The 25,755-nt window shown below is 60.1% G+C and carries 24 protein-coding genes, 1 tRNA gene and 1 pseudogene; 16 read left to right on the top strand and 10 right to left on the bottom strand.

The features are described 5' to 3' along the window. Positions 1–91: 91 nt before the first annotated feature. On the bottom strand, positions 92–1,114 hold the full coding sequence (gene hemH / locus ACM6IK_RS14625; protein WP_414874905.1) for a ferrochelatase: 1,023 nt from the start codon (positions 1,112–1,114) through the stop codon (positions 92–94). A gap of 13 nt (positions 1,115–1,127) precedes the next feature. Beyond that, a complete protein-coding gene (locus ACM6IK_RS14620) occupies positions 1,128–2,030 on the bottom strand; it encodes a TIGR01777 family oxidoreductase (RefSeq protein ID WP_414874904.1) in 903 nt (300 codons plus the stop codon). Between the two features lie 196 nt (positions 2,031–2,226). Between ACM6IK_RS14620 and ACM6IK_RS14615 the strand changes: the two genes are divergently transcribed. The 7 genes and pseudogenes from ACM6IK_RS14615 (at position 2,227) to ACM6IK_RS14585 (ending at position 8,028) form a co-directional block, all read left to right on the top strand. After that, positions 2,227–3,213: an NAD(P)/FAD-dependent oxidoreductase gene (locus tag ACM6IK_RS14615; RefSeq protein ID WP_414874903.1), complete on the top strand. Its 987-nt coding sequence runs from the start codon at positions 2,227–2,229 to the stop codon at positions 3,211–3,213. A 165-nt stretch (positions 3,214–3,378) separates the two neighbouring features. Beyond that, the gene (locus tag ACM6IK_RS14610; RefSeq protein WP_414874902.1) at positions 3,379–4,338 is read left to right on the top strand and encodes a YbgA family protein; all 960 of its coding nucleotides are present in this window, start codon (positions 3,379–3,381) and stop codon (positions 4,336–4,338) included. Beyond that, positions 4,338–5,279, top strand: coding sequence for a MerR family transcriptional regulator (locus tag ACM6IK_RS14605; protein ID WP_414874901.1), 942 nt, complete (start codon positions 4,338–4,340; stop codon positions 5,277–5,279). Before ACM6IK_RS14610 ends, ACM6IK_RS14605 begins: the two co-directional genes overlap by 1 nt. Before the next feature lie 21 nt (positions 5,280–5,300). Next, the gene (phrB, locus tag ACM6IK_RS14600) at positions 5,301–6,743 is read left to right on the top strand and encodes a deoxyribodipyrimidine photo-lyase (RefSeq protein ID WP_414874900.1); all 1,443 of its coding nucleotides are present in this window, start codon (positions 5,301–5,303) and stop codon (positions 6,741–6,743) included. 2 nt (positions 6,744–6,745) lie between these two features. After that, positions 6,746–6,844 (top strand): annotated as a pseudogene (locus tag ACM6IK_RS14595) (transcriptional regulator); the annotation flags it as partial. After that, positions 6,841–7,623, top strand: coding sequence for an SDR family NAD(P)-dependent oxidoreductase (locus ACM6IK_RS14590; protein WP_414874899.1), 783 nt, complete (start codon positions 6,841–6,843; stop codon positions 7,621–7,623). The pseudogene ACM6IK_RS14595 and the gene ACM6IK_RS14590, both read left to right, overlap by 4 nt. A gap of 99 nt (positions 7,624–7,722) precedes the next feature. Next, a complete protein-coding gene (locus ACM6IK_RS14585; RefSeq protein ID WP_414874898.1) occupies positions 7,723–8,028 on the top strand; it encodes a YkgJ family cysteine cluster protein in 306 nt (101 codons plus the stop codon). A gap of 145 nt (positions 8,029–8,173) precedes the next feature. Here the strand turns inward: ACM6IK_RS14585 and ACM6IK_RS14580 are convergent, their stop codons facing one another. The 6 genes from ACM6IK_RS14580 to hemA form a co-directional block, all read right to left on the bottom strand. Beyond that, complete coding sequence (locus ACM6IK_RS14580; RefSeq protein WP_414874897.1) at positions 8,174–8,692, bottom strand: acyloxyacyl hydrolase; 519 nt, start codon at positions 8,690–8,692, stop codon at positions 8,174–8,176. 124 nt (positions 8,693–8,816) lie between these two features. Further along, the gene (murI, locus tag ACM6IK_RS14575) at positions 8,817–9,608 is read right to left on the bottom strand and encodes a glutamate racemase (RefSeq protein ID WP_414874896.1); all 792 of its coding nucleotides are present in this window, start codon (positions 9,606–9,608) and stop codon (positions 8,817–8,819) included. Then, positions 9,601–10,356 carry a molybdopterin-synthase adenylyltransferase MoeB gene (locus tag ACM6IK_RS14570; protein ID WP_414874895.1) on the bottom strand — a complete coding sequence of 252 codons (756 nt, stop codon included), beginning with the start codon at positions 10,354–10,356 and terminating at the stop codon, positions 9,601–9,603. Before ACM6IK_RS14570 ends, murI begins: the two co-directional genes overlap by 8 nt. Then, positions 10,350–11,180: a peptide chain release factor N(5)-glutamine methyltransferase gene (prmC, locus tag ACM6IK_RS14565; protein ID WP_414874894.1), complete on the bottom strand. Its 831-nt coding sequence runs from the start codon at positions 11,178–11,180 to the stop codon at positions 10,350–10,352. The genes ACM6IK_RS14570 and prmC overlap by 7 nt, the downstream gene beginning before the upstream one ends. After that, positions 11,181–12,263: a peptide chain release factor 1 gene (gene prfA / locus ACM6IK_RS14560; RefSeq protein ID WP_414874893.1), complete on the bottom strand. Its 1,083-nt coding sequence runs from the start codon at positions 12,261–12,263 to the stop codon at positions 11,181–11,183. After that, positions 12,260–13,549, bottom strand: coding sequence for a glutamyl-tRNA reductase (hemA, locus tag ACM6IK_RS14555; protein WP_414874892.1), 1,290 nt, complete (start codon positions 13,547–13,549; stop codon positions 12,260–12,262). The genes prfA and hemA overlap by 4 nt, the downstream gene beginning before the upstream one ends. A gap of 333 nt (positions 13,550–13,882) precedes the next feature. On the opposite strand from hemA, the gene ACM6IK_RS14550 reads away from it, so the two are divergent. From ACM6IK_RS14550 to ychF, 8 genes are all read left to right on the top strand, one after another. Further along, positions 13,883–15,607: a tetratricopeptide repeat protein gene (locus ACM6IK_RS14550; protein WP_414874891.1), complete on the top strand. Its 1,725-nt coding sequence runs from the start codon at positions 13,883–13,885 to the stop codon at positions 15,605–15,607. Positions 15,608–15,611: 4 nt separating this feature from the next. Next, entirely contained in the window at positions 15,612–16,229 is a 618-nt protein-coding gene (gene lolB, locus ACM6IK_RS14545) for a lipoprotein insertase outer membrane protein LolB (protein WP_414874890.1), read from the top strand. 1 nt (position 16,230) lies between these two features. After that, on the top strand, positions 16,231–17,082 hold the full coding sequence (gene ispE, locus ACM6IK_RS14540; protein ID WP_414874889.1) for a 4-(cytidine 5'-diphospho)-2-C-methyl-D-erythritol kinase: 852 nt from the start codon (positions 16,231–16,233) through the stop codon (positions 17,080–17,082). Between the two features lie 36 nt (positions 17,083–17,118). Beyond that, positions 17,119–17,193: transfer RNA gene (locus ACM6IK_RS14535), tRNA-Gln, on the top strand. Between the two features lie 46 nt (positions 17,194–17,239). After that, the gene (locus tag ACM6IK_RS14530) at positions 17,240–18,181 is read left to right on the top strand and encodes a ribose-phosphate pyrophosphokinase (protein WP_003208392.1); all 942 of its coding nucleotides are present in this window, start codon (positions 17,240–17,242) and stop codon (positions 18,179–18,181) included. A 142-nt stretch (positions 18,182–18,323) separates the two neighbouring features. After that, complete coding sequence (locus ACM6IK_RS14525) at positions 18,324–18,923, top strand: 50S ribosomal protein L25/general stress protein Ctc (protein WP_414874888.1); 600 nt, start codon at positions 18,324–18,326, stop codon at positions 18,921–18,923. A 169-nt stretch (positions 18,924–19,092) separates the two neighbouring features. Beyond that, positions 19,093–19,677, top strand: coding sequence for an aminoacyl-tRNA hydrolase (gene pth / locus ACM6IK_RS14520; RefSeq protein WP_223461112.1), 585 nt, complete (start codon positions 19,093–19,095; stop codon positions 19,675–19,677). A 23-nt stretch (positions 19,678–19,700) separates the two neighbouring features. Beyond that, a complete protein-coding gene (ychF, locus tag ACM6IK_RS14515; protein WP_218426638.1) occupies positions 19,701–20,801 on the top strand; it encodes a redox-regulated ATPase YchF in 1,101 nt (366 codons plus the stop codon). A 202-nt stretch (positions 20,802–21,003) separates the two neighbouring features. Here ychF and ACM6IK_RS14510 read toward each other — a convergent pair whose 3' ends face one another. Next, positions 21,004–22,221 (bottom strand): MFS transporter, encoded by a 1,218-nt coding sequence (locus tag ACM6IK_RS14510; protein ID WP_414874887.1) that lies wholly within the window; start codon positions 22,219–22,221, stop codon positions 21,004–21,006. 334 nt (positions 22,222–22,555) lie between these two features. Between ACM6IK_RS14510 and ACM6IK_RS14505 the strand changes: the two genes are divergently transcribed. Further along, positions 22,556–24,613: a methyl-accepting chemotaxis protein gene (locus tag ACM6IK_RS14505; protein ID WP_414874886.1), complete on the top strand. Its 2,058-nt coding sequence runs from the start codon at positions 22,556–22,558 to the stop codon at positions 24,611–24,613. A gap of 15 nt (positions 24,614–24,628) precedes the next feature. Here the strand turns inward: ACM6IK_RS14505 and ACM6IK_RS14500 are convergent, their stop codons facing one another. After that, positions 24,629–25,534, bottom strand: a complete 906-nt coding sequence (locus ACM6IK_RS14500) for a LysR substrate-binding domain-containing protein (RefSeq protein ID WP_414874885.1) — start codon at positions 25,532–25,534, stop codon at positions 24,629–24,631. Positions 25,535–25,755 lie beyond the last annotated feature (221 nt).

Here is a 25,755-nt window from a genome sequence, read left to right as displayed (position 1 = left end):
TCTTTGTTGCCAGTCAGATAGCATTCGTGGGCAAGCCCGCTCCTACAAGTTCTATGCAAAACCTGTAGGAGCCGGCTTGCCGGCGAAGCTTTTAAAGCGCCAACGGCGCACGCTCGCACAACGCACTCAACGCCCGCGCCCAATGCGGGTCATCGTTGAGGCACGGCACCAGCACCAGGTCCTTCCCTCCCGCTGCGCGGAATTGCTCCTTGCCGCGATCACCGATCTCTTCCAGTGTCTCGATGCAATCGGCAACGAACGCCGGGCACATCACCAGAATCTTTTTCACGCCGCTTTTGGCCAACTCATCGAGACGCGCTTCGGTGTAGGGTTCGATCCATTTGGCGCGCCCCAGACGCGACTGGAACGACACCGACCACTTGCCCTCCGGCAGCCCCATACGCTTGGCAAACTCTGCCGCCGTGCGCAGGCATTGGCCGCGATAACAGGTGGCGACCACCTCCGGCGGCGCGCCGGCGCAGCAATCACCACCACCCTCGAAGCTGTGACCTGGGTTGAGCTTCTTCAGATGCCGTTCCGGCAAGCCGTGAAAGCTCATCAGCAAATGATCGAAATCCTGCTCCAGGTAGGGCCTGGTCGTGGCCACCAGCGCATCGAGGTATTCCGGTTGGTCGTAGAACGGTTGCAGCACCGACAGCTGCACGTCGAGGTTTTTCTCGCGCACCACGCGTTTGGCTTCCGCGATGACCGTGGTGGTGGTGCTGTCGGCGAACTGTGGATATAGCGGCGCCAGCGTGATTCGCTTATGCCCCGCCCCAGCCATGCGAACCAGTGTCGATTCGATCGAAGGCTCACCGTAACGCATGGCCAGTTCGACCGGGCCGTGGTGCCACTGGGCGCTCATGGCTTGTTGCAGGCGACGGCTGAGCACCACCAGCGGCGAGCCCTCGTCCCACCAGATCGAGGCATAAGCATGGGCCGACTGCTCGGGACGTTTGATCAGGATCAGCGACACCAGCAAGCGTCGAACCGGCCATGGCAGGTCGATCACGTACGGGTCCATCAAAAATTGATTGAGGTAACTGCGCACATCCGCCACCGAAGTGGAGGCAGGCGAGCCCAGGTTGACCAGAAGCAACGCGTGATCGGTCATGCAACGTCCTATTTCAAAGGCGACCGGACAGATCGTCCAGAGCCGCGCGCAAATCCGTGAACTGAAAAGTGAAACCAGCCTGTAACAAACGCACCGGGGTGGCGCGCTGACCGCCCAGCAACAGCAAGGACAACTCGCCCAACCCTACCTTCAATGCGAAGGCCGGCATCGGCATGAACGTCGGGCGATGCAGCACGTCGCCCAGCGCCTTGGCAAACTCGCGGTTGCGCACCGGTTTGGGCGCGCACGCATTATAGGGACCGCTGGCCTCGTTGCGATGCAGAAGAAAATCAATCAGGGCGATTTGATCGTCGATATGAATCCACGGCATCCACTGCCGGCCGCTGCCGATCGGCCCTCCCAGACCCAGTTTGAATGGCAGTAACAGCCGCGACAAAAAGCCACCCTCCGCCGACAGCACCAACCCGGTACGGATGTGAATGACGCGAATGCCCATCGCTTCGGCCCGCTGTGCAGTCTCCTCCCAGGCGATGCATAACTGGCTGGCGAAGTCTTCACTGATCGGCCCCGAATCCTCGGTCAGTTCACGCTCGCCGCCGTCGCCATACCAGCCGACAGCCGAACCGGAAATCAGGACCCGGGGTTTCTGCTCGCGACTTTCGAGCCACGCCAGCAGGGTTTCGGTGAGCGTGATGCGACTGCTCCACAACAAGGCTTTTCGCTTATGCGTCCAGAGTCGGTCGGCGATCGGAGCTCCGGCAAGGTTGATGATCGCATCCACCGGCTCCTGCCCCAGATCCTCCAGCCGGGCAATTCCACGCACTTGGGCACCACATATTTTCGCGACTTTTTCAGGCCGGCGACTCCAGACTGTCAGGCGATATTCCTGAGCCAACCAGTGCCGGCAAAGCTGACGTCCTATCAAACCAGTACCGCCGGTCAGCAATATGTGCATGACTTCTTCCTCGCGTGGCGTTTTACCCTGTCCATTAGTCTATTTTTATAAGCAGGGATCTTTGGTATCGAGCAGGCTCTATGTTTAACAATAGGCCAAGCTCTCAGAACAAGAACGCTAAAAGTTATACCAAAAATCATTATTGTACAGGTTTGAACCCCGGCGTAGTCTGTACAGAAAGGTAAACGAGGCCCCTATGACTGTACCTATCGCAATCATTGGCACCGGCATTGCCGGACTCTCCGCCGCCCAGGCTCTGACTGACCTCGGGCATGTGGTTCAATTATTCGATAAAAGCCGCGGTAGTGGCGGGCGCATGTCGAGCAAGCGCAGCGATGCGGGGGCGCTGGACATGGGCGCGCAATATTTCACCGCCCGTGACCGGCGCTTTGTCACCGAAGTCCAGCGCTGGCAAGCCGAGGGTTGGGTCGCCGAGTGGACGCCGCAGCTGTACACCTATCATGGCGGCCAGCTTAACCTGTCGCCGGACGAGCAGACCCGCTGGGTCGGCACGCCGCATATGAGTGCCATCACCCGCGCCCTGCTCGGTGACCTTGAAGTGCATTTCGCCTGCCGTATCACCGAGGTCTACCGCGGTGAAGAGCACTGGCACCTGCAGGACGCCGAGGGCTTCACCCACGGACCGTTCAGCCACGTGGTCATCGCCACGCCGGCCCCACAGGCCACGGCTCTGCTGGCAACAGCGCCAAAACTCGCGGGTGCCGCCGCCGGGGTGAAAATGGACCCGACCTGGGCCATCGCCCTGGCCTTCGAAACGCCGCTGGAAACGCCCATGGAAGGCTGCTTCGTCCAGGACAGCCCACTCGACTGGCTGGCCCGCAACCGCAGCAAACCCGGGCGCGACAACACCCTCGACACCTGGGTGCTGCACGCCACCAGCGCCTGGAGTCGCCAGCACATTGACCTGCCCAAGGAAGCCGTGATCGAACAACTGCATGGCGCCTTCGCCGAACTGCTGCACGATTCCATGCCCGCACCGACCTTCAGCCTCGCCCACCGCTGGCTCTACGCCCGCCCCGCCAGCAGTCACGAATGGGGCACCCTGGCCGATGCCGACCTGGGGCTGTACGCCTGTGGCGACTGGTGCCTGTCCGGGCGCGTCGAAGGGGCCTGGCTCAGCGGTCAGGAAGCCGCGCGCCGCTTGCATGCGCACCTGCAATGAACCGTAGGAGCTGCCGAAGGCTCGGGCCGCGTTCGGCAGCTCCTACAGGGCATTGCACCATCGAAAAACTGTACAAAAAAATTGACTTGTACAACTTCGAATCTATGATGAAGTTATCTTGTACAGACACCAATTTTTGTACAGGTTCAGATTCGAGGTGCTCCGATGCTCCACGCCCCCACCAAACCGAAAATCGCCATCAGCGCCTGCCTGATGGGGCTCGACGTGCGCTACAACGGCGGACACAAGGAATCGCGATTGTGCAGCCGCACCCTCTCTGATTACTTCGATTTCATCCCGGTCTGTCCTGAAGTGGCCATCGGCCTGGGCGTCCCCCGCCAACCGATTCGGCTGGTGGGCAGTGCAGATCAACACGAAGCCGTGGGCAGTCTCGATCACAACCTTAACGTGACACAACCGCTGGCCACCTACGGCCGGGACATGGCAGCGCATCTGGGGGATATTTGCGGCTACATCTTCATGCAGAATTCTCCGTCCTGCGGCCTGGAGCGAGTCAAGGTCTACCACGCCAATGGCGCACGGGCGGACGCTGGCGGGCGCGGGATCTACGCCCGGGCCTTCTGCCTGCGGCACCCGGACTTGCCGGTGGAGGAAGACGGCCGGCTCAACGATCCGGTGTTGCGGGAAAACTTCCTCACCCGCGTGTTCGCCTACAGCGCCTGGCAGCTGCTACGCCAAGAGGGCATGACCCGGCGCAGTCTTATGGACTTTCATTCGCGCTACAAATACCTGCTGATGGCCCACAACCCGGTGCAGTACAAAACCCTGGGCCACCTGCTGGGCACCATGGGCAAAACCAATCCGCAGGAACTGGGCCCCCGCTATTTCAGCGAACTGATGGTGGCGCTGAAAAAATGCGCCACACGTCGCACTCACACCAACGTCCTGCAACACCTCAGTGGCTACCTGAAACAGGCCATCAGCGGCGAAGACAAGCAGGAAGTGCAGCAGGTGATCAGCCAGTACCGCCTGGGCATCGTGCCGCTGGTGGTGCCGCTGACACTGCTTAAACATCACTTTCGCCAACACCCCGATCCGTACATCGCACAGCAGGTCTATCTGCAACCGCACCCGGAAAACCTCAGCCTGCGAAATGCCATCTGATGGAAAAATCACTCGACACCAGTGCCAGCGAAGACCTCGGCGATGACTTGAAAAAGGCGTTGGACGAAGGCTGGCTGCCGATCCGTGAAGTGGCGCGGCAAACCGGGGTCAATGCCGTGACCTTGCGCGCCTGGGAGCGGCGCTACGGTCTGATCGTGCCGCTACGCACGCCCAAGGGCCATCGATTGTTCTCGGCCGACCACGTACAACGCATCCAGACCATCCTCACCTGGCTCAACCGCGGCGTTGCCGTCAGCCAGGTCAAGCCATTGCTCGACACGCCGCAAGCCTTCAGCGAGTCCGTCGACAACGATTGGCACGCGTTGCTGCAAACGTTGCTGCAGGCGGTCAGCCGATTGCAGGAACGCGCCCTGGATGACAGCGTCAATCAGGCGATGGCGCTGTATCCGCCGCGAACCCTGTGCGAGCAATTGCTGATGCCCTTGCTGTCCGCTCTGGAGCAACGCTGGCAAGGCCAGTTCGGGGCACAGATGGAGCGGGGCTTTTTTTGTGCCTGGCTGCGCAGCAAGTTCGGTGCGCGCATCTACCACAACAATCGTCAGTTGCGCACTGCGCCGCTACTGCTGGTCAACCACTCGGACCTGCCCATGGAGCCGCACCTTTGGCTGACGGCCTGGCTGATCAGCAGCGCGGATTGCCCGGTGGAGGTCTTCGATTGGCCGTTGCCTGTCGGCGAACTGGCATTGGCGGTCGAACTTCTACAACCCCGCGGGGTTCTGCTCTACTCAAGCAAAGCCCAGAATCCGGTGCAGTTGCTGAGACTTCTCAAAGGCATCAGTTGCCCAAAAATGATTGCCGGACCAACGGTATGCATCCACCACGCCGAGTTGTCCGCAAGTACTGCCCAGATCGCTGATCTGTACCTGGCCAAGGATCCGTTGTCGGCCCATCAGGCATTCGTTCAGCGCGGGCTGATTTAAATGAATCACGTGGTTACCAAAATGCAATTGATCTGGCTACGCAGCGACTTGCGCCTGCATGACAACACCGCTCTCTCGGCCGCCGCGGCTCGCGGTCCCTGCGTGGCGGTGTATCTGCTGAGCCCGGAACAATGGCTGGAACACGACGATGCGCCCTGCAAAGTGGACTTCTGGCTGCGTAACCTGCGCGAGTTGAGCCGCGAACTGGGTCAACTGAACATTCCCCTGCTGGTCCGCCAGGCACCGCGCTGGGATGAGGCTCCCAGCATGTTGCTGAAACTGTGCCGACAGTTGCAGATCGACGCTGTGTACCTCAACGAAGAGTACGGCATCCACGAATCCCGCCGCGATGTAGCCGTCACCCAGACGCTAAAGGCCGAAGGCATCGAAGTTCACCGCTACCTCGATCAATTGCTGTTCAAGCCCGGGAGCGTGCTGACCCGCACCGGCACTTACTTTCAGGTCTTCAGCCAGTTCCGCAAAGCCTGCTACGAACGACTGCACCACTCGCTGCCCAGCCTGGTCTGCGCGCCGCACAAACAAGCGCCACTGAACATTGCCAGCGATGCGATCCCCGCGAGTGTCGACGGCTTCGCAATGCCCGATGAGAACCTGCGCAACCTGTGGCCGGCGGGCGAGACCGAAGCCCGGCATCGCCTCGACAGCTTTAGCGAGGCGCAGATCGAGCGCTACCAAAGCGAACGGGATTTCCCGGCGAAGCCCGGCACCAGTCAGCTCTCGGCCTATCTGGTCGCCGGGGTGATTTCTGTGCGCCAGTGCCTGCACGCGGCCTTGAACAGCAATCAAGGTGAATTCGAAAGCGGCAGGGCCGGCGCCGTCACCTGGATCAACGAACTGCTGTGGCGCGAGTTCTACAAACACATCCTGGTGGGCTACCCTCGGGTTTCCCGACACCGCCCGTTTCGTCCGCAAACCGAAACATTGGCCTGGCGCAACGCCCCCGAAGAACTGGCCGCCTGGCAACAGGCGCGTACCGGTTTGCCGATCATCGACGCCGCCATGCGCCAACTGCTGGCAACCGGCTGGATGCACAACCGCCTGCGCATGGTGGTGGCGATGTTCCTGACCAAGAACCTGTTGATCGACTGGCGCGAAGGCGAGCGCTTTTTCATGCGTCACCTGATCGATGGCGACCTGGCGGCGAACAACGGTGGCTGGCAATGGAGTTCCTCCACCGGCACCGACTCGGCGCCTTACTTCCGGATTTTCAACCCGCTGAACCAGTCGGAAAAGTTCGACCCCGAAGGCGTATTCATCAAGCAATGGCTGCCGGAACTGGCCGGATTGAATAAAAAAGACGTGCACAACCCTGCCAATCTCGGCGGTCTTTTCGGTGTTGTGGATTACCCCTCACCGATCGTCGACCTGAGTGCTTCCCGTACACGTGCGTTGACGGCATTCAAAAACCTGCCCTCGCGGCAATACGCCGCCGTTGGGTCATGAATTACCGCCACCGGGATGAACTCCATGCCGGGGCTTTGCGTCATGAACATTTACCCGTATTGGGCCAGGCAATCGCCTGGCTGAAAAGGAGATTGGGATGAGTCGGACACTCGCACGACGATATTGGCTGACGGGTGCAAGCAGCGGCATTGGTGCCGCCCTTGCCGAAGAAATCCTCAAAACCGGTGCACACCTGGCCGTCAGCTCGCGCACCGTGGCACCACTGAAAGACTTGTCGCGACGTTACCCGGGGCAAGTGCTGGTGGTTGCCGGAGACCTGACCGACAGCCAGACCGTGCGCGAGATCGGCGAGCAGATTGCCGAGGACTGGGGTTCGCTGGACACGGTGATACTCAATGCCGGCACCAGCGAGTACGTGGACGCCAAGCAGTTCGATGCATCGATTGTCGAGCACGTGGTGCGTACCAACCTGTTGGCCAGCAGTTATTGCATCGAAGCCGCCCTGCCTTTGCTGCGGGCCGGCACCGCACCGCATATGGTAGCCATGGCCAGTACGGTGACCTACCTGCCGCTGCCCACGACAGAAGCCTGCGGCGCTTCGAAGGCAGGGCTGCGTTATCTGCTCGAATCCCTTCGCATCGACCTGGCCCCGGAAGGTATAGAGCTCACAGTGATCAGCCCCGGGTTTGTCGAAACGACGCTGACCGCGAAAAACGACTTCTCCATGCCCTTGAGCTGGCCGGTGGAGAAAGCCGCACGGCACATCTTCGACAAACTCAAGGACCGCCCGCTGGAGATCGCTTTCCCGGCAGCGTTCATGGCCGCCCTCTGGCCACTCTCTAAACGAGCGGACCAAGTGAAACTGGAGATCGGCAAACCCATGGTGCGCGGCCAGCCGCCGATCAAGGATCAACCGTAAAAAGCGCCATCTTCGGCAGCGGTATCGCGGACGTTCCGATACTTGAGCGTCCGTCAGACCTTTCACACAGCACCCGGTGACTGCCTTACACTGCGCGCCATGAAAAACATCCCCCTTACGCAAATCGTGGAACCTGCGGTTACTTGCTCGACCTGCGCAGCCTGCTGCTGTCAGCTCGAAGTCATGCTGATCACCGATACGGGTGTGCCTGAACGGTTCATCGATACCGATGACTGGGGCGGGGAAGTCATGCTGCGCCTGGACGACGGCTGGTGTGCCGCACTGGATCGCAACACGATGATGTGCACCATCTACGAAAAACGCCCGCTGATCTGCCGGGAGTTCGAGATGGGCGCACCGGAGTGCATCGACGAACGCCAGGGGATTTCGACGGCGTATCGCTAAACGGGAAAACAACGCGCCCCCCTGTGGGAGCGAGCTTGCCCGCGATGACGGTGTTTCAGCCAACATTGATGTTGAATTTGAAGCCGCTATCGCGAGCAAGCTCGCTCCCACAGGGAGATTTGCAACCAGCTGAAAACCGTGGCGCTTACAACGGCAACGTGTAATGCAGCGAGTAGCTTTCTACACCGTCGTTGGAACTGGCGAGCCCGGCGTTGGAATAGTGCGTCGCGCGGACCCCGACTTCGTGGCCGCCATTGAAGCGCAGGCCAAAACCGAACCGGTCTTCAAACTGGAAGGCACTGCCGAGGTTATTGTCTTCGACTCGCGTATTGGAGAACGCCGCCACGCCAATGCCTGCTTCAACGTAAGGCTTGACGTTCTGGCCGGAAAATTCGTAAACGAACACCGGGGAGAACGACAGGCTGTTATTGCTCGAGGTCTTGTCGCCTTCCCAGTAGGTGTAGGCACCACTCCAGTAACCGGTCACGCGACCGACGTCACTCTGCCACCAGCTCTGGTCCCAATCGAATTGCATGCCCAGTCGATACGTCATGGTCGAATTGCTGGTCTGACCAACCGCGAACTCCACACCTGCCGCCTGCGCGGTAAAGGTGTGCCCCATTAATGCGGCCGCAATCGCGGCCAAACAGAATAGTCGCTTCATTAGAAACATCCCTTTCCGAACAATTTCGTTTGGTTTTTTTTGTTGCTCAGCTCTGCAAAACTATAGAAATCGGCGATTTATCAGAAGTTCACCCCAATTTTCCATTTGATTCCTTTGGACTTTCTTACCTGTTGAAGCTTCGCACAATGCCAGCTGTATTCCACAGTATCGGCAAGATATTTCTGAAATGAAGCGGGTCGGCGCTGGTCCAGAACTGCGCTTCACGGGCAGGCCCCTCGGCGAGCAGTTCGCCTTCGACCAAAAGCCGCTGCAGTTGCCGCGCGACGGCGGCACCGGTATCGATCAGGCTGATGTCCTCGGGGATCATCTGCCGGAGCATCGGCTTGAGAAAGGGGTAATGGGTGCAGCCAAGAATCAGGGTGTCCGCGCCGGCGGCCAGCAGTGGTTCGACATACCCGGCCAATAGCTGACGCAGCTCGGGGCTGCGCAGATCGCCGTTTTCAATCAGTTCAACCAGCCCGGGACAGGGCTGGGTAATCACTTTCACGTCCGTGGCGAAACGGTCAAGCAACGCGGCAAACTTGGCGCTCTGCAAGGTGCCGGTAGTGGCCAGCACCCCCACCACACCGGAGCGGGTTGCGGCGGCGGCCGGTTTGACTGCCGGCTCCATGCCGACGATGGGCCATTCGGGATAGTCACGGCGCAAGTCGGCGACGCCAGCCACCGTCGCCGTGTTGCAGGCCAGCACCAGGGCCTTGGCGCCCTGCTGCTGAAAGAAGTCGGCCATCACGCTGCAACGCTGCCGGATAAATTCCGGGGTTTTCTCGCCATAGGGAATATTCCCGCAGTCGGCGACGTACATCAGCGTCTCGTTGGGCAACAAGCGCTGGATCTCGGCCAGTACCGAGAGCCCGCCGACACCGGAGTCGAACACGCCAATCGGCGCTTCACGCATGTTTCGACCCACAAACGCTGCAACCCGGATCGCGCTTGACCCGCAACTCACGGAAGCGCGTGCCCAAGGCATCGATCAACAGCAGGCGCCCCACCAGCGGCTCGCCGAATCCGGCCAGCAACTTCAGTGCTTCGAGCGCTTGCAGACTGCCGACCAGCCCCACCAACGGACCGACCACGCCGGCCTCGCTACAGGTCAATTCGGCTTCGCTGCCGTGCCCGTATAAACAGTGGTAGCACGGACTCTCCGACCGACGCGGATCGAACACCGACAATTGCCCTTCGAGGCGAATCGCTGCGCCGCTGACCAGCGGTTTGCCGGCCGCCACACAAGCGGCATTGACCGCTTCACGGGTGGAAAAATTGTCCGAGCAATCGAGGACCAGATCCACGCCTGCCACCACGGCAGCCAGGGAGTCTTCATCCAGTGCCGCGCGATGGGCGATCAGTTGAATTTCAGGATTGATCGCGCTCAGGCGCTTGAGCGCCGAATCGACCTTGGTCATGCCGACGCTGTCGGTGTCGTGAATGATCTGGCGTTGCAGGTTGGTCAGATCGACCGTGTCGAAGTCCGCCAGGTGCAACTCGCCAACGCCGGCCGCCGCCAGATACAGCGCCACTGGCGCGCCAAGGCCGCCAAGACCGACGATCAATACGCGGCTTTCCTTGAGCCGCAACTGGCCGTCAATATCGATGTGTTGCAGCAGAATCTGCCGACTGTAACGCAGCAACTCCTGATCATTCAGCACGGCCGGCGCCCCAGACTGATGCGTTGGTGACCGCCCAGATCGGTGCGGCTGTGGACTTCTTCAAATCCGCGGGTCAGCAGCAAATCGCGGACCGCCCCGGCCTGATCATAGCCATGTTCGAGCATCAGCCAGCCGCCAGCATCGAGATGGTCCGGCGCCTGGGCGACGATCAGACGCAGATCGTCGAGCCCGTCGACACCGGCCACCAGGGCGCTGGCTGGTTCAAAACGCACATCGCCCTCGACCAGATGCGGATCCGCCGCTGCGATGTAGGGCGGATTGCTGATGATCAGTTGAAAACGCAGACCTTCCAGGGCACTGAACCAATGGCTGCTCAGCACGGTGGCGTTGTTCAGGTGCAGGCGCTGGCGATTGCGTTCGGCCAGGGCCACGGCTTCCAGCACCCGGTCCACGGCAGTGACGTTCCAGGCCGGACGTTCGCTGGCCAGGGCCAGGGCAATCGCGCCGCTGCCGGTGCCGAGGTCGAGCACTTTAGCCGGTGTGGCCGGCAACAGCTCCAGCGCGGCCTCCACCAACAGTTCGGTGTCCGGACGCGGGATCAATGTGTGCGGTGCCACCTCCAGATCCAGCTTCCAGAAACCCTGCTGGCCGAGGATATAGGCCACTGGCTCCCCGCTGCGGCGGCGCTGCAAATATTCGGCGAACGTCAGCGCCGCGTCGCTCGGCACGATGCGCTCCGGCCAGGTATGCAGGAAACTGCGGGATTTGCCCAATGCCGCCGCCAGCAGCAATTCGGCATCCAGACGCGCCGTGGGCGAGTCGGGTAAATCGGCGGCGCGCAATAAACTGGCAATGATCGTCATTTACTCACCTATCGCTGCCAATTGATCGGCCTGGTACTCGGCCAGCAACGGCTCGATCACCGCCTCGACACCGCCGGCGAGGATCTCGTCGAGGGAATACAGAGTCAGGTTGACCCGGTGGTCGGTGACCCGGCCCTGGGCAAAATTGTAGGTGCGGATGCGCTCGGAACGATCACCGGAACCCACCAGCAACTTGCGCTCACTGGCGATGGCGTTGGCCGCGGCGGAGGTCTGCTGATCGTTCAGCTTGGCCGACAACCAGGACATCGCCCGGGCGCGGTTCTTGTGCTGTGAACGCTCTTCCTGGCACTCGACCACGATACCGGATGGCAAGTGCGTGATGCGGATCGCCGAATCGGTCTTGTTGACGTGCTGGCCACCGGCGCCGGAGGAGCGATAGGTATCGATGCGCAGGTCGGCCGGGTTGATCTCGATCGCTTCCTGCTCGTCCGGCTCGGGCAATACCGCCACGGTGCAGGCCGACGTGTGGATGCGGCCCTGGGATTCGGTCGCCGGAACCCGTTGCACGCGGTGCGCACCGGACTCGAATTTGAGTTTGCCGTAGACGTTGTCGCCCTCGACCCGGGCAATCACCTCTTTGTAGCCGCCGTGTTCACCCTCGTTTTCCGAGAGGATTTCCACACGCCAGCCACGGCGCTCGGCGTAGCGCGAATACATGCGGAACAGGTCGCCAGAGAAAATCGCTGCCTCGTCGCCGCCGGTGCCGGCACGGATTTCGAGAAACACGTTGCGCCCGTCGTTCGGGTCCTTGGGCAGCAGCATGCGCTGCAGGTCGGCTTCGAGCATGACCAGGCGTTCCTTGGCCTCGCGGACTTCTTCCACGGCCATTTCACGCATGTCCGGGTCGCTGTCCTTGAGCAGTGCCTGGGCACCTTCGAGGTCATCCTGCACTTTGAGCAGTTCTTTATAGACGCCCACGATCGGTTCGACTTCCGCGTACTCCTTGGAATAGGTGCGGAACTTGTTCTGATCGGAAATGACCTCGCCGTCGCCCAGCAGGGCAGTCAATTCCTCGAAACGGTCCTGGAGGATATCCAGCTTATTGAGCAGTGACGCTTTCATTGCGGTTTTTTATCCGAAAAGCTATCCGATGAGCCCTCACCGAGGGCAAAGAGTTCCTGGGCCATCGCCAGCGCATCCAGGCGACCTTCGGCAGAGAGCTTTTTCAGCTGCACGCTCGGTGCGTGCAACAGTTTGTTGGTCAGGCCGCGCGCCAACTGCACCAGCACCTCTTCGGCGCTGGTGCCGTTGGCCAACAGGCGCTGGGCCTTTTGCAGCTCTTCGTCGCGCAGGCGTTCGCTTTGTTGACGATAGGCCTTGAGCACGTCCACCGCCGCCAATTCACGCAGACGGACCATGAAGTCTTCGGCACCAACCGAGACCATCTCTTCGGCAGCCTGGGCTGCGCCCTGACGGCTCTTGAGGTTCTCGGCGACCACTTCGTGGAGATCGTCGACGCTATAGAGGTAAACGTCGTCCAACTCGCCGACTTCTGGCTCGATGTCGCGCGGAACGGCGATATCGACCATGAAGATCGGTTTGTGCTTGCGCAGCTTCAAGGCGCTTTCCACTGCCCCCTTGCCCAGAATCGGCAATTGGCTGGCAGTGGAACTGATGACGATATCGCTGCGCACCAGCTCCGCCGGAATATCCGACAGCAACACCGCATGAGCACCGAACTGCTCGGCCAGGATGCTGGCGCGCTCCAGGGTACGGTTGGCCACCACGATACGCTTTACACCCAGCTCATGCAGATGGCGGGCGACCAGGGTGATGGTCTCTCCGGCGCCGATCAGCAAGGCCTGGCTGCGTTGCAGGTCGCTGAAAATCTGTTTCGCCAGGCTCACCGCGGCAAACGCCACCGACACCGGGTTCTCGCCGATGGCTGTGTCGGTGCGCACTTGCTTGGCCGCATTGAACGTGGCCTGGAACAACCGCCCGAGCAACGGCCCGATGGTGCCGGCCTCCCGGGCCACGGCATAGGCCGACTTCATCTGGCCGAGAATCTGCGGTTCGCCCAACACCAGAGAGTCGAGCCCGGAAGCGACCCGCATCATGTGACGAACTGCCGCATCATCTTCATGCACATAGGCGCTTTCGCGCAGCTCGTCGTAGCTCAAATGATGATATTCGGCCAGCCAGCGCAGCACGATCTCCGCCGACAGGTGATCCTGTTCTATATAGAGTTCACTGCGATTGCAGGTGGAGAGGATCGCAGCTTCGCGGCTGTCGGTGAGTCGGCAGAGCTGCTGCAAGGCCTCAACCAGTTGCTCAGGGGTAAAAGCCACGCGCTCGCGGACGTCTACTGAAGCAGTCTTGTGGTTAATACCGAGTGCAAGGAAGGCCATTCAAAGTCGCTGATGGTGACGTGAAGCCGGTAATTGTCCTACTTCGACGGAATCAGAACAACCACTCGATATCTATCGCGCCGGTAGACAACGTCGACGTTGCGACCGGTTCTCGTTTACACACACTCAATGTGCACGCATCGATCCCTGTAGGAGCTGGCTTGCCAGCGAAAACGACAGGACAGACAACCAATCTGTCGACTGGACCATCGCCTTCGCTGGCAAGCCAGTTCCTACAGGGTCCGTGTGCATGCGAAAATGGCGGGGCGGTTATGTTTGGCCGAAAGCTTGTGTCATGATGATCCGACCGCAGGTTAGTCGTCCTCTTCCTATATGAATAGATCCTCCGCGTTGCTCCTCGCTTTTGTCTTCCTCAGCGGCTGCCAGGCCTTGGCACCCGTTTCACCGGACGCTACGCCGCCGGTTGAAGACAGCACCCCGGCCCCTGAAAAGCCCAAGGTCTACAGCTCATTCAGCGAGGAAACCATCTTCAGCCTGTTGAGCGCCGAACTGGCAGGCCAGCGCAATCGTTACGACATTGCCCTGGACAACTATGTGACCCAGGCCATCAACACCCAGGATCCGGGCATTTCCGAGCGGGCATTCCGTATCGCCGAATATCTGGGCGCCGATCAGGCAGCCCTGGACACCGCGCTGATCTGGGCCAAAAACGCCCCCAACGACCTCGAAGCGCAACGCGCCGCCGCCGTGCAGCTGGCACGCGCCGGGCGTTATGACGACTCCATGGTCTATATGGAGAAAGTCCTGCAAGGCAAGGGCGACACGCATTTCGACTTCCTCGCGCTGTCCGCGGCCGACACCGACCAGGACACCCGCAACGGCTTGATGAAAAGCTTCGACCGTTTGTTGCAGCGTCATCCGGACAACAGCCAGCTGATTTTCGGCAAGGCGCTGCTGATGCAACAGGATGGCGATACCAGAGGCGCGCTGAAGCTGCTGGAAAACAATCCGCCGGACGAAGGCGAAATTGCCCCGATCCTGCTGCGCGCACGCCTGCTGCAAACCCTCAATCGCGGTGACGAGGCCTTGCCGCTGCTGCAAAAAAGCATCAAGAAATACCCGGACGACAAACGCCTGCGCCTGACTTATGCGCGGATGCTGGTTGAGCAGAACCGTATGGACGACGCCAAGGCCGAGTTCTCCAGCCTGGTTCAGCAATACCCGGAGGACGACGAACTGCGTTACTCCCTGGCACTGGTCTGCCTGGAAGCCAAGGCCTGGAACGAGGCCAAGGGTTACCTGGAAGACCTGATCGCCCGGGAAAGCCACGTCGACTCGGCGCACCTGAATCTCGGTCGCATTGCCGAAGAACAAAACGACCCGCAAGGCGCGCTGATCGAATACGCCAGGGTTGGCCCGGGCAGTGACTTCCTGCCGGCGCAATTGCGCCAGGCCGACATTCTGATGAACAACGGCAGGACCGCCGAAGCGCAAAGAAAGCTGGCGGCAGAGCGCGATGAGCAGCCCGATTATGCGATTCAGCTGTACCTGATCGAAGCCGAAACCTTGTCCGCCAACAACCAGGGCGACAAGGCCTGGAAAACTCTGCAACAAGCCTTGCAGCAATACCCGGACGATTTGAACCTGCTCTACACCCGGGCCATGCAGGCGGAAAAACGCAATGACCTGGCGCAGATGGAAAAAGACCTGCGCGCGATCATCAAGCGCGACCCGGACAATGCCATGGCGTTGAACGCCCTCGGCTACACCCTGTCTGACCGCACCACACGCTACGCCGAAGCCAAGGCCCTGATCGAACAGGCGCACCAGATCAGTCCGGAAGACCCGGCAGTACTCGACAGCCTTGGCTGGGTGAATTACCGCATGGGCAATCTCGACGAAGCCGAGCGCTTGTTGCGCCAGGCCCTGGATCGCTTCCCCGACCAGGAAGTCGCCGCGCACCTGGGCGAAGTGCTGTGGGCCAACGGCAAACAGCGCGAAGCCAAACAGGTCTGGGGCAAGTTCCTCAAGGAACAACCCGACAGCCCGACCCTGCGCGGCACCATCAAACGCCTGACCGGATCAGAGACTCTTTAAGATTATGTTTTTGCGCCATTTCATCGTTTTCAGTTTTATCGCCCTGCTCGCCGGTTGCGCGGGCCTGGGTCCCCGCGAATCAGTCGAGGGTCACGGCAACCCCGCCCAATGGCGAGAGCACAAACAGCAGCTTGCAGGCCTTGATGGCTGGCAGATCGACGGCAAGATCGGCATTCGCGCACCGAAAGACTCGGGCAGCGGCACGCTGTTCTGGTTGCAGCGTCAGGATTACTACGACATTCGCCTGTCCGGACCACTGGGCCGTGGCGCAGCTCGCCTGACCGGACGCCCGGGCAAGGTGTCGCTGGAAGTCGCCAATCAGGGACGATACGACGCACCGAATCCGGAAGTGCTGCTTGAAGAACAGTTGGGCTGGAAGTTGCCTGTGTCCAACCTGGCCTGGTGGGTACGCGGGCTCCCGGCTCCGGACAGCAAAAGCCGTCTGACGCTGGACAGCGACAGTCGTTTGGCCAGTCTCGAACAGGACGGTTGGCAGGTCGAGTACACCGAATATACCCAGCTGAACGGTTACTGGCTGCCCGAACGGATCAAACTGCATGGCACCGACCTGGATGTCACGCTGGTGATCAAGGCTTGGCAACCGCGCAAATTGGGGCAGTGAAATGCCAGACAATCGCCTGACACTGCCTTCGCCAGCCAAACTCAATTTGATGCTGCACATCCTGGGGCGCCGCGAAGACGGCTACCACGAACTGCAGACGATGTTTCAGTTTCTCGATTACGGCGACGAAATCACCTATGCCCTGCGCGATGACGGTGTCATCCGGCTGCACACCGAATTCCCGGGAGTCCCCCACGACAGCAACCTGATCGTCAAGGCCGCGAAAAAACTTCAGGAGCAATCCGCTTGCTTGCTGGGCGTCGATATCTGGATCGACAAGGTCCTGCCCATGGGCGGTGGTATCGGTGGCGGCAGTTCGAATGCCGCAACGACTCTGCTCGGTCTCAATCACCTGTGGCAATTGGGCTGGGATGAAGATCGCCTGGCCGGCCTGGGGTTGACGCTCGGCGCCGATGTCCCGGTTTTCGTACGTGGCCACGCGGCTTTCGCCGAAGGCGTGGGGGAAAAACTGACCCCTGTCGACCCGGAAGAACCGTGGTATCTCGTGCTGGTGCCGCAAGTCTCTGTAAGTACGGCAGAAATTTTTTCAGATCCGTTGTTGACACGTAACACTCCTCCCATTAAAGTGCGCCCCGTTCCCAAGGGAAACAGTCGAAATGACTGCTTGCCGGTGGTAACAAGGCGTTATCCAGAGGTACGTAACGCTTTGAATTTGCTAGGTAAATTTACCGAAGCAAAACTCACCGGAACTGGAAGTTGTGTGTTTGGGGGCTTCCCAAGCAAAGCTGAAGCTGATAAAGTCTCGGCCCTTCTGACAGAGACCCTTACAGGTTTTGTAGCAAAAGGAAGCAACGTTTCGATGTTGCATCGCAAGCTGCGAAGTCTGCTCTAAAGGAACCGATTACTGGGTAATCGTTGCAACAGATACAGGGGCGTCGCCAAGCGGTAAGGCAGCAGGTTTTGATCCTGCCATGCGTTGGTTCGAATCCAGCCGCCCCTGCCATTTTCCTATACTCATCCAGGTTACCCTCAGCCTTCAGGTACTGCGCGTGTCCAAGATGATGGTCTTTACGGGGAACGCTAACCCCGATCTGGCTCGACGTGTCGTACGTCAGCTGCATATCCCTCTCGGTGACATCTCTGTCGGTAAATTCTCCGACGGCGAAATTACAGCCGAGATCAATGAAAACGTTCGCGGTAAAGACGTCTTCATTATTCAGCCGACTTGCGCTCCGACCAACGATAACCTGATGGAACTGGTTGTGATGGCTGATGCCTTCCGCCGCTCCTCGGCTACTCGTATCACTGCTGTTATTCCTTACTTTGGTTATGCCCGTCAGGATCGCCGTCCGCGTTCCGCACGTGTGGCTATCAGCGCGAAAGTCGTGGCTGACATGCTTACCGTAGTCGGCATCGACCGTGTTCTCACGGTTGATCTGCATGCTGACCAAATCCAGGGTTTCTTCGATATTCCGGTAGATAACATCTACGGCTCCCCGGTTCTGGTGGATGACATCGAAGATCAGCGCTTCGAAAACCTGATGATCGTGTCCCCGGACATTGGTGGCGTCGTGCGTGCACGTGCCGTTGCCAAATCCCTGGGCGTGGATCTCGGGATCATCGACAAACGCCGTGAGAAAGCCAATCACTCTGAAGTGATGCATATCATCGGTGATGTCGAAGGGCGCACCTGTATTCTGGTCGATGACATGGTCGATACCGCCGGCACTCTGTGCCACGCGGCCAAGGCCTTGAAAGAGCATGGCGCTGCCAAGGTTTTCGCCTACTGCACGCACCCTGTGCTGTCCGGTCGGGCGATCGAAAACATCGAAAATTCCATGCTGGACGAACTGGTGGTGACTAACACCATCCCGTTGTCCGCTGCTGCACAAGCCTGCTCGCGTATCCGTCAACTGGATATCGCGCCGGTAGTTGCCGAGGCGGTTCGCCGCATCAGCAATGAAGAATCGATCAGTGCGATGTTCCGCTAAGGGCCCTGCCCTTCTCGAAATGTCTCGTTGACGAAAAGCGCCCCGCCCCGGCATTCCTGTCGGGGCGGGGCTTTTTTGCCCATATCGCCTTTAGCGCTGGTCGCAAACGCTGGGGCGAATGTGGTTATTTTGGAGATACAACATGAACGATTTTACCCTGAATGCTGAAGTGCGTTCCGACCTGGGGAAAGGTGCGAGCCGCCGCCTGCGTCGTCTCGCCGCCCTGGTTCCAGCTGTTGTTTACGGTGGCGAAAAAGCCCCTGAATCCATCAGCATGCTGGCCAAAGAAGTTGCCAAACTGCTCGAAAACGAAGCGGCTTACAGCCACATCATCGAGCTGAATGTTGGTGGCACCAAGCAGAACGTCGTGATCAAAGCCCTGCAGCGTCACCCGGCCAAAGGCCACGTGATGCACGCTGACTTCGTACGCGTAGTCGCTGGCCAGAAACTGACCGCTGTCGTTCCAGTGCACTTCATCAACGAAGAAGCACCGACCAAGAAAGGCGGCGAAATCTCGCACGTTGTTGCCGAGATCGAAGTTTCCTGCCTGCCGAAAGATCTGCCTGAGTTCATCGAAGTCGACCTGGCTAACGCTGAAATCGGTTCGATCATTCACCTGTCGGACCTCAAGGCGCCTAAAGGCGTTGAGTTCGTTGCCCTGGCACACGGCGATGACAAGGCTGTTGCCAACGTCCACGCTCCACGTGTTGCTCCAGAAGCTGCAGAAGGCGCTGCAGAGTAATTTTACTCTGTACGCCGGAGTGACCGGAAACATCGCGGACTAGAGCGTAGCGAGAAAGCGGGCGAGAACGCGGAGTTTACATCATGGTAAATGAGCTATTTTCCTCCACTTTCGCCGCTCTCCCTGATTGCGGCGATGTTATCCACCACTCCAATGAAGGGCCCCTATCGTGACTGCCATCAAACTGATCGTTGGCCTGGGAAATCCAGGCGCTGAATACGAACAGACCCGGCATAACGCAGGGGCCCTTTTTGTTGAGCGCATCGCGAACGCACAAGGCGTCAACCTTGTGGCGGACCGCAAGTATTTCGGCCTGACCGGGCGCTATTCGCATCAGGGTCAGGATGTTCGTCTGCTGATTCCCACCACGTACATGAACCGTAGCGGCCAGGCCGTGGCAGCTCTGGCAGGTTTCTTCCGCATCACGCCTGAAGAAATCCTCGTGGCGCACGACGAACTCGACCTGCCACCCGGCGTCGCCAAGCTCAAACAGGGCGGCGGCCATGGCGGTCACAACGGGTTGCGCGACATCATTGCGCAATTGGGCAATCAGAATACCTTTCATCGCTTGCGGCTCGGCATTGGCCACCCGGGCGTTGCCAGTATGGTTTCAAATTTCGTCCTGGGTCGTGCGCCACGCGCCGAACAGGAAAAACTCGATGCCAGCATCGACTTTGCCCTCGGCGTGCTGCCGGATATCCTCGCCGGGGAATGGAACCGCGCGATGAAAACCCTGCACAGCCAGAAGGCCTGACTCTAACTCCTCGGGGAAACACCATGGGATTCAATTGCGGCATCGTCGGCCTGCCTAACGTCGGCAAGTCCACCCTGTTCAACGCCCTGACCAAGTCCGGGATCGCGGCCGAGAACTTCCCCTTCTGCACCATCGAACCCAACAGCGGTATCGTGCCGATGCCGGATCCGCGCCTGGACGCCCTGGCTGCCATCGTCAATCCAAAACGCATCCTGCCGACCACCATGGAATTCGTCGACATCGCTGGCCTCGTTGCTGGCGCGTCGAAAGGTGAAGGCCTGGGCAACAAATTTTTGGCCAACATCCGTGAAACCGATGCCATCGCCCACGTGGTCCGCTGCTTCGAAGACGAGAACGTGATTCACGTCTCCAACAGCGTCGACCCGAAACGCGACATCGAGATCATCGACCTGGAACTGATCTTCGCCGACCTCGACAGCTGCGAAAAGCAACTGCAGAAAGTCGCGCGCAACGCCAAAGGCGGTGACAAGGACGCCGTAGTCCAGAAAGGCCTGCTGGAGCAACTGATCGCCCACTTCACCGAAGGCAAGCCAGCGCGCACTCTGATGAAGAACATGGGCGCCGACGAAAAAGCGGTGATCAAGGGCTTCCACCTGCTGACCACCAAGCCGGTCATGTACATCGCCAACGTCGCAGAAGACGGTTTCGAGAACAACCCGCTGCTGGACATCGTCAAAGCCATCGCCGAAGAAGAAGGCGCCGTGGTTGTACCGGTGTGCAACAAGATCGAAGCGGAAATCGCCGAACTCGATGACGGCGAAGAGAAAGACATGTTCCTCGAAGCCCTGGGCCTCGAAGAGCCTGGCCTGAACCGCGTGATCCGCGCCGGTTATGAAATGCTGCACCTGCAGACCTACTTCACCGCCGGTGTCGAAGAAGTCCGCGCCTGGACCGTCCGCGTCGGAGCCACCGCACCGCAAGCCGCTGGCGTGATCCACACCGACTTCGAAAAAGGCTTCATCCGCGCCGAAGTGATCGCCTACAACGACTTCATCCAGTACAAGGGCGAAGCCGGTACCAAGGAAGCCGGTAAATGGCGCCTGGAAGGCAAGGATTACATCGTCAAAGACGGCGACGTGATGCACTTCCGCTTCAACGTGTAAGCCACACCGCCCAAGAAAAAGCCGCGTTTGATACGCGGCTTTTTTGTGCCTTACCGTTTTATCAGTGACACCAAAAATCCCCTGTGGGAGCGAGCTTGCTCCGGGCGGCGTTCCGACGATAGCGGTGTATCAGACGACATCATCGTTGAATGTCATACCGTCATCGCGAGCAAGCTCGCTCCCACAGGGATTTTTTGTCGGCTCAGGTCTTTTTGGTACGCGGCAGGAAAATCGCCAACACCCCAAACAACGGCAGGAACGAACACAGGGAATACACGTACTCGATGCCGTGTATGTCCGCCAGATGCCCGAGCAATGCCGCGCCAATCCCGCCGAAACCGAACATCAGACCGAAGAACACCCCGGCGATCATCCCGACATTACCCGGCACCAGTTCCTGGGCGTACACCACGATGGCCGAGAACGCCGAGGCGAGGATAAAGCCGATGACCACGCTGAGGATGCTGGTCCAGAACAGGTCGACATGGGGCAGCAGCAAGGTGAAGGGTGCAACGCCGAGGATCGAGAACCAGATCACCGCCTTGCGCCCGATCTTGTCGCCGATCGGCCCGCCAAAGAATGTCCCCGCCGCTACCGCGCCGAGAAACAGGAACAGGTGCAACTGCGAACTGGCCACCGACAGGTCGAACTTCTCGATCAGGTAGAAAGTGAAGTAGCTGGTGAGACTGGCCATGTAGAAATACTTGGAGAACACCAGCAACCCGAGTACCACCAACGCGCTGGTCACCCGCCCCTTCGACAACCCGTGAGTCGCTGCCTGGCCTTGCTTGAGCTTGAACAGGTTCAAGTGGTTGGCGTACCAGCGGCTGATCCGGTAGAGCACGAACAGCGCAAACACCGCGAACAGGCCGAACCACGCCACCTGCCCCTGACCGTAGGGAATGATGATCGCTGCCGCCAGTAACGGGCCGAACGCCGAGCCTGCGTTACCGCCGACCTGGAAGGTCGATTGCGCCAGCCCGAAGCGCCCGCCTGAAGCCAGGCGCGCCACGCGGGACGCTTCCGGGTGGAAGGTCGAAGACCCGATGCCGATCAAACCCGCCGCCAGCAGAATCAACGGAAAGCTGCCGACCACCGACATCATCAGAATACCGACCAGGGTGCAGACCGTCCCCGCCGGCAATAACCAGGGTTTGGGATGGCGGTCGGTGTAGTAACCGACCCACGGCTGCAGCAGCGAGGCCGTCAACTGGAACGTCAGGGTGATCAGGCCGACCTGGGTGAAGGTCAGGCCATAGTTGGCCTTGAGCATCGGGTAGATCGACGGCAGCACCGACTGGATCAGGTCGTTGATCAAGTGCGCCAGCGCTACCGCGCCGATGATGCGCATCACCAGGGGACTGCTTTGGGGCGTAGCGGACGCCGGCACTGAGCCGGTCTGGGCGTTGCTGATGGCCATGGGAGTTTCCAGACAACAGGAGGTACAAACGTGCAGGTGCGTCAATGTGCCATTTTTCAGTGCAGCAACGCCATCCCCTTAGCCAGCTAACGACCTTCGTTTTTCATCGCCACAACCTTGATGGCGCAAAGCCATGGTCTGAATCTTGCCTTCCTTCTCGGCTTGAACGCGGCCTCCTTACAAAGGAGACCGACAATGGGAAGTTTCGCCACAGAGTCGGCCTACAGAGCGGACAAGGGTGAACTTTCGAGGCCTTTTTAGAGGGCACGAGTCGGAGGTGCGACAACCTCCGACGCACGCCAATGGTGCGTGGTGTCCAGAGGAGTCATGGGGCATGCAGGCTTTTTTATCACCGGGGATCGGGCTGCTGGGGCGTTTTGGCTTTGCACGCAAATTCCAGCTGTTGTTTCTGCTGTTTATCCTGCCTCTGGCCGGCAGCCTGTGGATGATCGGCCAGGACTATCGCGACAAACTCAGCCTGATCTCCGGCGAACGCGCCGGGGTGCGACAACTGCTTGCGCTCGATGCGCTGGATGACCTGCTCGCCGCCCAGCGTGATCGCGCCGCCCGGTGGCGCGCCACGGAAACCAATCGCCAGCCAACGCCGGCCACCCTCGCCGCGATGGCCGCTTTCGATGCAGTTCAACCCGCCGTCAGCCAGGTCACTGCCGAGTTGGGCAATGCCCTGCAGAAAGAAAGCGCCGAGAGTGAAGCCCTGTCGCGTTACCAGGCCCTGCAAACTGCCCTCGATGGCCTCGACTCAAAAAGCCTGAGCAATATCGGCTGGTGGCCGGATGGCTATGATCGCTTCACCAATGCCTTGAGCGCCCTGCAAGCCTTGCGCGAACAGATCGCCATGGACAATCGCCTGACGCTGGCACCGTGGCTGGAAACCTATTTGCTGACGCAGATCTCCACCCAGCATGCGCCAGACCTGATCGAACGGGTCGGTCGGCTCGCGGCGGTGGGTCAGGCGTCAGTGGTGTCCGGACAGTTCACCCTGCAAAGCCGCCTGCAACTGCGCGACTTGCGCAGCCGCATCGGCGATGCTCGGGAGCAGCTGGTGAAAACGGCTGGCCTGCTCGAAGCGCGCTTGCCCAGCGCCCTGCAAACCTGGGCCGGGCAATACCGCGACAGCCTCAAGCGCCTCGATGCGGGCCTGAAGGTGCTGGATGATGGCGTGTTCGGCGGCAGCATCAATCTCAAGCCGGAGGACTTCGAACGCAGTCTCGATGCCCTGCTCTCCAACCTTGCCTCGTTGCGCCAGCAGTCGCTGGTGTCGCTGGATCAACGCCTGGATTACTACCACGGCTCGGCGATCCGCCAGTTCACTGTGGTGGCCGCCGTGTTCGGCTGCCTGCTATTGGCGGCGCTGTATCTGTTCATCTGCTTGCAGGCCTCGATCCGCCGCAGCGCCAGCGGCATCACGGTACTGGCCGAGGCCTTGCGCGATGGCAATCTGAGTCTGCAAGTGCCGGTTCAGGGCCGGGACGAGCTGGCCGTCATCAGTACCGCGCTGAACGTCGCCGTGGTGCAACTGCGCAGCAGCCTGCAAGGGGTGGATCACGAAACCCTGCAACTGAGCAAAGCGGTGCAAACCCTCAATCATCACTCCAGCGACGCCCTGGGCGAAGTCGAAGCCCAGCAGTTGCAGATCAGCCAGATTGCCGCTGCGGCGACGCAATTGGCCGCCACCTCCCAAGGGGTGGCCCACAGTTGCGAACAGGCGTCCGGCAGCGCCCAACACACCCGGCGCATTGCCGCCGACAGCAGCCGTGACAGCCAGCGCACCACCGCGAGTATCCAGCAACTCAATCAACGCCTGAACGAGACTGCCGCGGCGTTGGGCCGGGTCAGTGAACAAGGACAGCAGATTCAACTGGTGGTCGACACCATTCGCGGCGTTGCCGAGCAGACCAACCTGTTGGCACTCAACGCCGCCATCGAGGCGGCTCGGGCGGGCGAGCAAGGGCGTGGCTTCGCGGTGGTGGCCGATGAGGTGCGCAGCCTGTCGCAACGCACCCAATCGTCGACCGCACAGATTGCCGGCACGGTCGACAGCCTGCGCAACACGGTGAATGAGGCGGTCAGCCTGATGCAAGCCGCCTGCAGTCAAGCAGAGAGCGATGCACAAGCGGTCACCGGCCTCGGTGAACGGCTTGGGGAAATCGCCAGTGCGGTGCAGAGCGTCACCGATACCCTGGCGCAAATCGCCACGGCTGTGGAAGAACAGGCCAGTACCGCCGACGAAGTCAGCGGCAATATCCAGCAGGTCGATCAAGCGGCGGTGCGTTTGCTCGAAGGGGCCCGCGCGGTGAACCAGGCTGCGGACACCCTGAGCCACGGCAGCAAGGCCTTAAGTGACAATACCGGGCGCTTCCGCTTGAGTTGAGTCCGCCAGGACTTCTCAGACGCGGATCACCGCCTCCGGGAAGTCCTGCTCCAGTTCGCTCTTGAGCCAGTCGATAAACCACGCCACGTCCGCCGAGAGCTCGGCGGACGGCGTCAGCACCCGATAGCTTTCCAGCTTCACTTGCGCGTCCACCACCCGCACCAGCTTGCCGCTATGAAGTTCTTCGCGCACCAGCACTTCGTTGGCCAGCGCAATGCCCTGCCCGCTCTCGGCCACGGATAATGCGTGGTCGTTGTTGACGTAGAGCATGTCCGAATTGAGGTGGATGTCGAGGTCGTTGGCGGCGAACCACAGGTTCCACCACTCGCCGTCGTCGACGTGGATCAAATTGTGTTTGACCAGGTCCCCGGGGCAGTCGATGGGCTCGACACTGGCCAGATAATCGGGGGAACAGATCGGAAACACCCGAGGACAAATCAGGCTGGTGCGCGAGTGGGCATATTGGCCGTCCAACCCGTAGACGATGCCCAGGTCAGCGCTTTTGCCATCCACTTCAGTGAAGGTCGAATTGGGTTCGATGGCGAACTTCAGGCCCGGGCGCAGATGACGCATGGCCTCGATGCGCGGCATCAGCCAGCGCTTGGCGAACCCCGGCACCACCATGATGCGCAGCCAGCGCTCGGCGTGTTTGGGCTGCGCCTCTTTTCCGGCCTCGATGATCAGTTGCAAGGCGGCGGTGATCTTGCGGTGGTACTTCTCCCCCGCCACCGTCAGATTGACCCCGCGAGAGGTGCGCTCGAACAGTTGGATGCCCAGCCAGTCTTCCAGCAACTTCACGTGACGGCCGATGGCCGGCTGGGTCACGTGCAGGGCCTTGGAGGCTTCGACATAGCTGCCCAACCGGGCCGCGGCATCAAAGGCACGCACCGCGTTGAGTGGCGGCAAACGGTGGTCAGGCATGGTTCCGGGCGCCTTCTGCTGTTAAATTTTTTAACAGCCCCTATGTTAAAATTGAAGTTTCGCCCCCGCAACCCCTCGCTGATAATCGATCCACAGCAGAACAAAAAAACAGCTGGTTACAACACCCGAACGCAATCTCGATCCTGCCCAGAAAAATAATATCCATGGCCCGACGACACAGCTGTTTTCAGCACGTGCGCAGGCGATGGGGGAATCGGAGG

This window comes from Pseudomonas sp. IT-196MI5 (genome assembly GCF_949767415.1).
Taxonomy (GTDB): domain Bacteria; phylum Pseudomonadota; class Gammaproteobacteria; order Pseudomonadales; family Pseudomonadaceae; genus Aquipseudomonas.
The sequence above is the reverse complement of the archived record's forward strand: the minus strand, read 5'-3'. Positions and strand labels throughout refer to the sequence as shown.

Excerpts from the sequence above, each read along its gene's own strand:
- hemH (WP_414874905.1), bottom strand. The coding sequence starts at position 1,114 with ATGACCGATCACGCGTTGCTTCTGGTCAACCTGGGCTCGCCTGCCTCC.
- ACM6IK_RS14620 (WP_414874904.1), bottom strand. The coding sequence starts at position 2,030 with ATGCACATATTGCTGACCGGCGGTACTGGTTTGATAGGACGTCAGCTT.
- ACM6IK_RS14615 (WP_414874903.1), top strand. The coding sequence starts at position 2,227 with ATGACTGTACCTATCGCAATCATTGGCACCGGCATTGCCGGACTCTCC.
- ACM6IK_RS14610 (WP_414874902.1), top strand. The coding sequence starts at position 3,379 with ATGCTCCACGCCCCCACCAAACCGAAAATCGCCATCAGCGCCTGCCTG.
- ACM6IK_RS14605 (WP_414874901.1), top strand. The coding sequence starts at position 4,338 with ATGGAAAAATCACTCGACACCAGTGCCAGCGAAGACCTCGGCGATGAC.
- phrB (WP_414874900.1), top strand. The coding sequence starts at position 5,301 with ATGCAATTGATCTGGCTACGCAGCGACTTGCGCCTGCATGACAACACC.
- ACM6IK_RS14590 (WP_414874899.1), top strand. The coding sequence starts at position 6,841 with ATGAGTCGGACACTCGCACGACGATATTGGCTGACGGGTGCAAGCAGC.
- ACM6IK_RS14585 (WP_414874898.1), top strand. The coding sequence starts at position 7,723 with ATGAAAAACATCCCCCTTACGCAAATCGTGGAACCTGCGGTTACTTGC.
- ACM6IK_RS14580 (WP_414874897.1), bottom strand. The coding sequence starts at position 8,692 with ATGAAGCGACTATTCTGTTTGGCCGCGATTGCGGCCGCATTAATGGGG.
- murI (WP_414874896.1), bottom strand. The coding sequence starts at position 9,608 with ATGCGTGAAGCGCCGATTGGCGTGTTCGACTCCGGTGTCGGCGGGCTC.
- prmC (WP_414874894.1), bottom strand. The coding sequence starts at position 11,180 with ATGACGATCATTGCCAGTTTATTGCGCGCCGCCGATTTACCCGACTCG.
- prfA (WP_414874893.1), bottom strand. The coding sequence starts at position 12,263 with ATGAAAGCGTCACTGCTCAATAAGCTGGATATCCTCCAGGACCGTTTC.
- hemA (WP_414874892.1), bottom strand. The coding sequence starts at position 13,549 with ATGGCCTTCCTTGCACTCGGTATTAACCACAAGACTGCTTCAGTAGAC.
- ACM6IK_RS14550 (WP_414874891.1), top strand. The coding sequence starts at position 13,883 with ATGAATAGATCCTCCGCGTTGCTCCTCGCTTTTGTCTTCCTCAGCGGC.
- lolB (WP_414874890.1), top strand. The coding sequence starts at position 15,612 with ATGTTTTTGCGCCATTTCATCGTTTTCAGTTTTATCGCCCTGCTCGCC.
- ispE (WP_414874889.1), top strand. The coding sequence starts at position 16,231 with ATGCCAGACAATCGCCTGACACTGCCTTCGCCAGCCAAACTCAATTTG.
- ACM6IK_RS14525 (WP_414874888.1), top strand. The coding sequence starts at position 18,324 with ATGAACGATTTTACCCTGAATGCTGAAGTGCGTTCCGACCTGGGGAAA.
- ychF (WP_218426638.1), top strand. The coding sequence starts at position 19,701 with ATGGGATTCAATTGCGGCATCGTCGGCCTGCCTAACGTCGGCAAGTCC.
- ACM6IK_RS14510 (WP_414874887.1), bottom strand. The coding sequence starts at position 22,221 with ATGGCCATCAGCAACGCCCAGACCGGCTCAGTGCCGGCGTCCGCTACG.
- ACM6IK_RS14505 (WP_414874886.1), top strand. The coding sequence starts at position 22,556 with ATGCAGGCTTTTTTATCACCGGGGATCGGGCTGCTGGGGCGTTTTGGC.
- ACM6IK_RS14500 (WP_414874885.1), bottom strand. The coding sequence starts at position 25,534 with ATGCCTGACCACCGTTTGCCGCCACTCAACGCGGTGCGTGCCTTTGAT.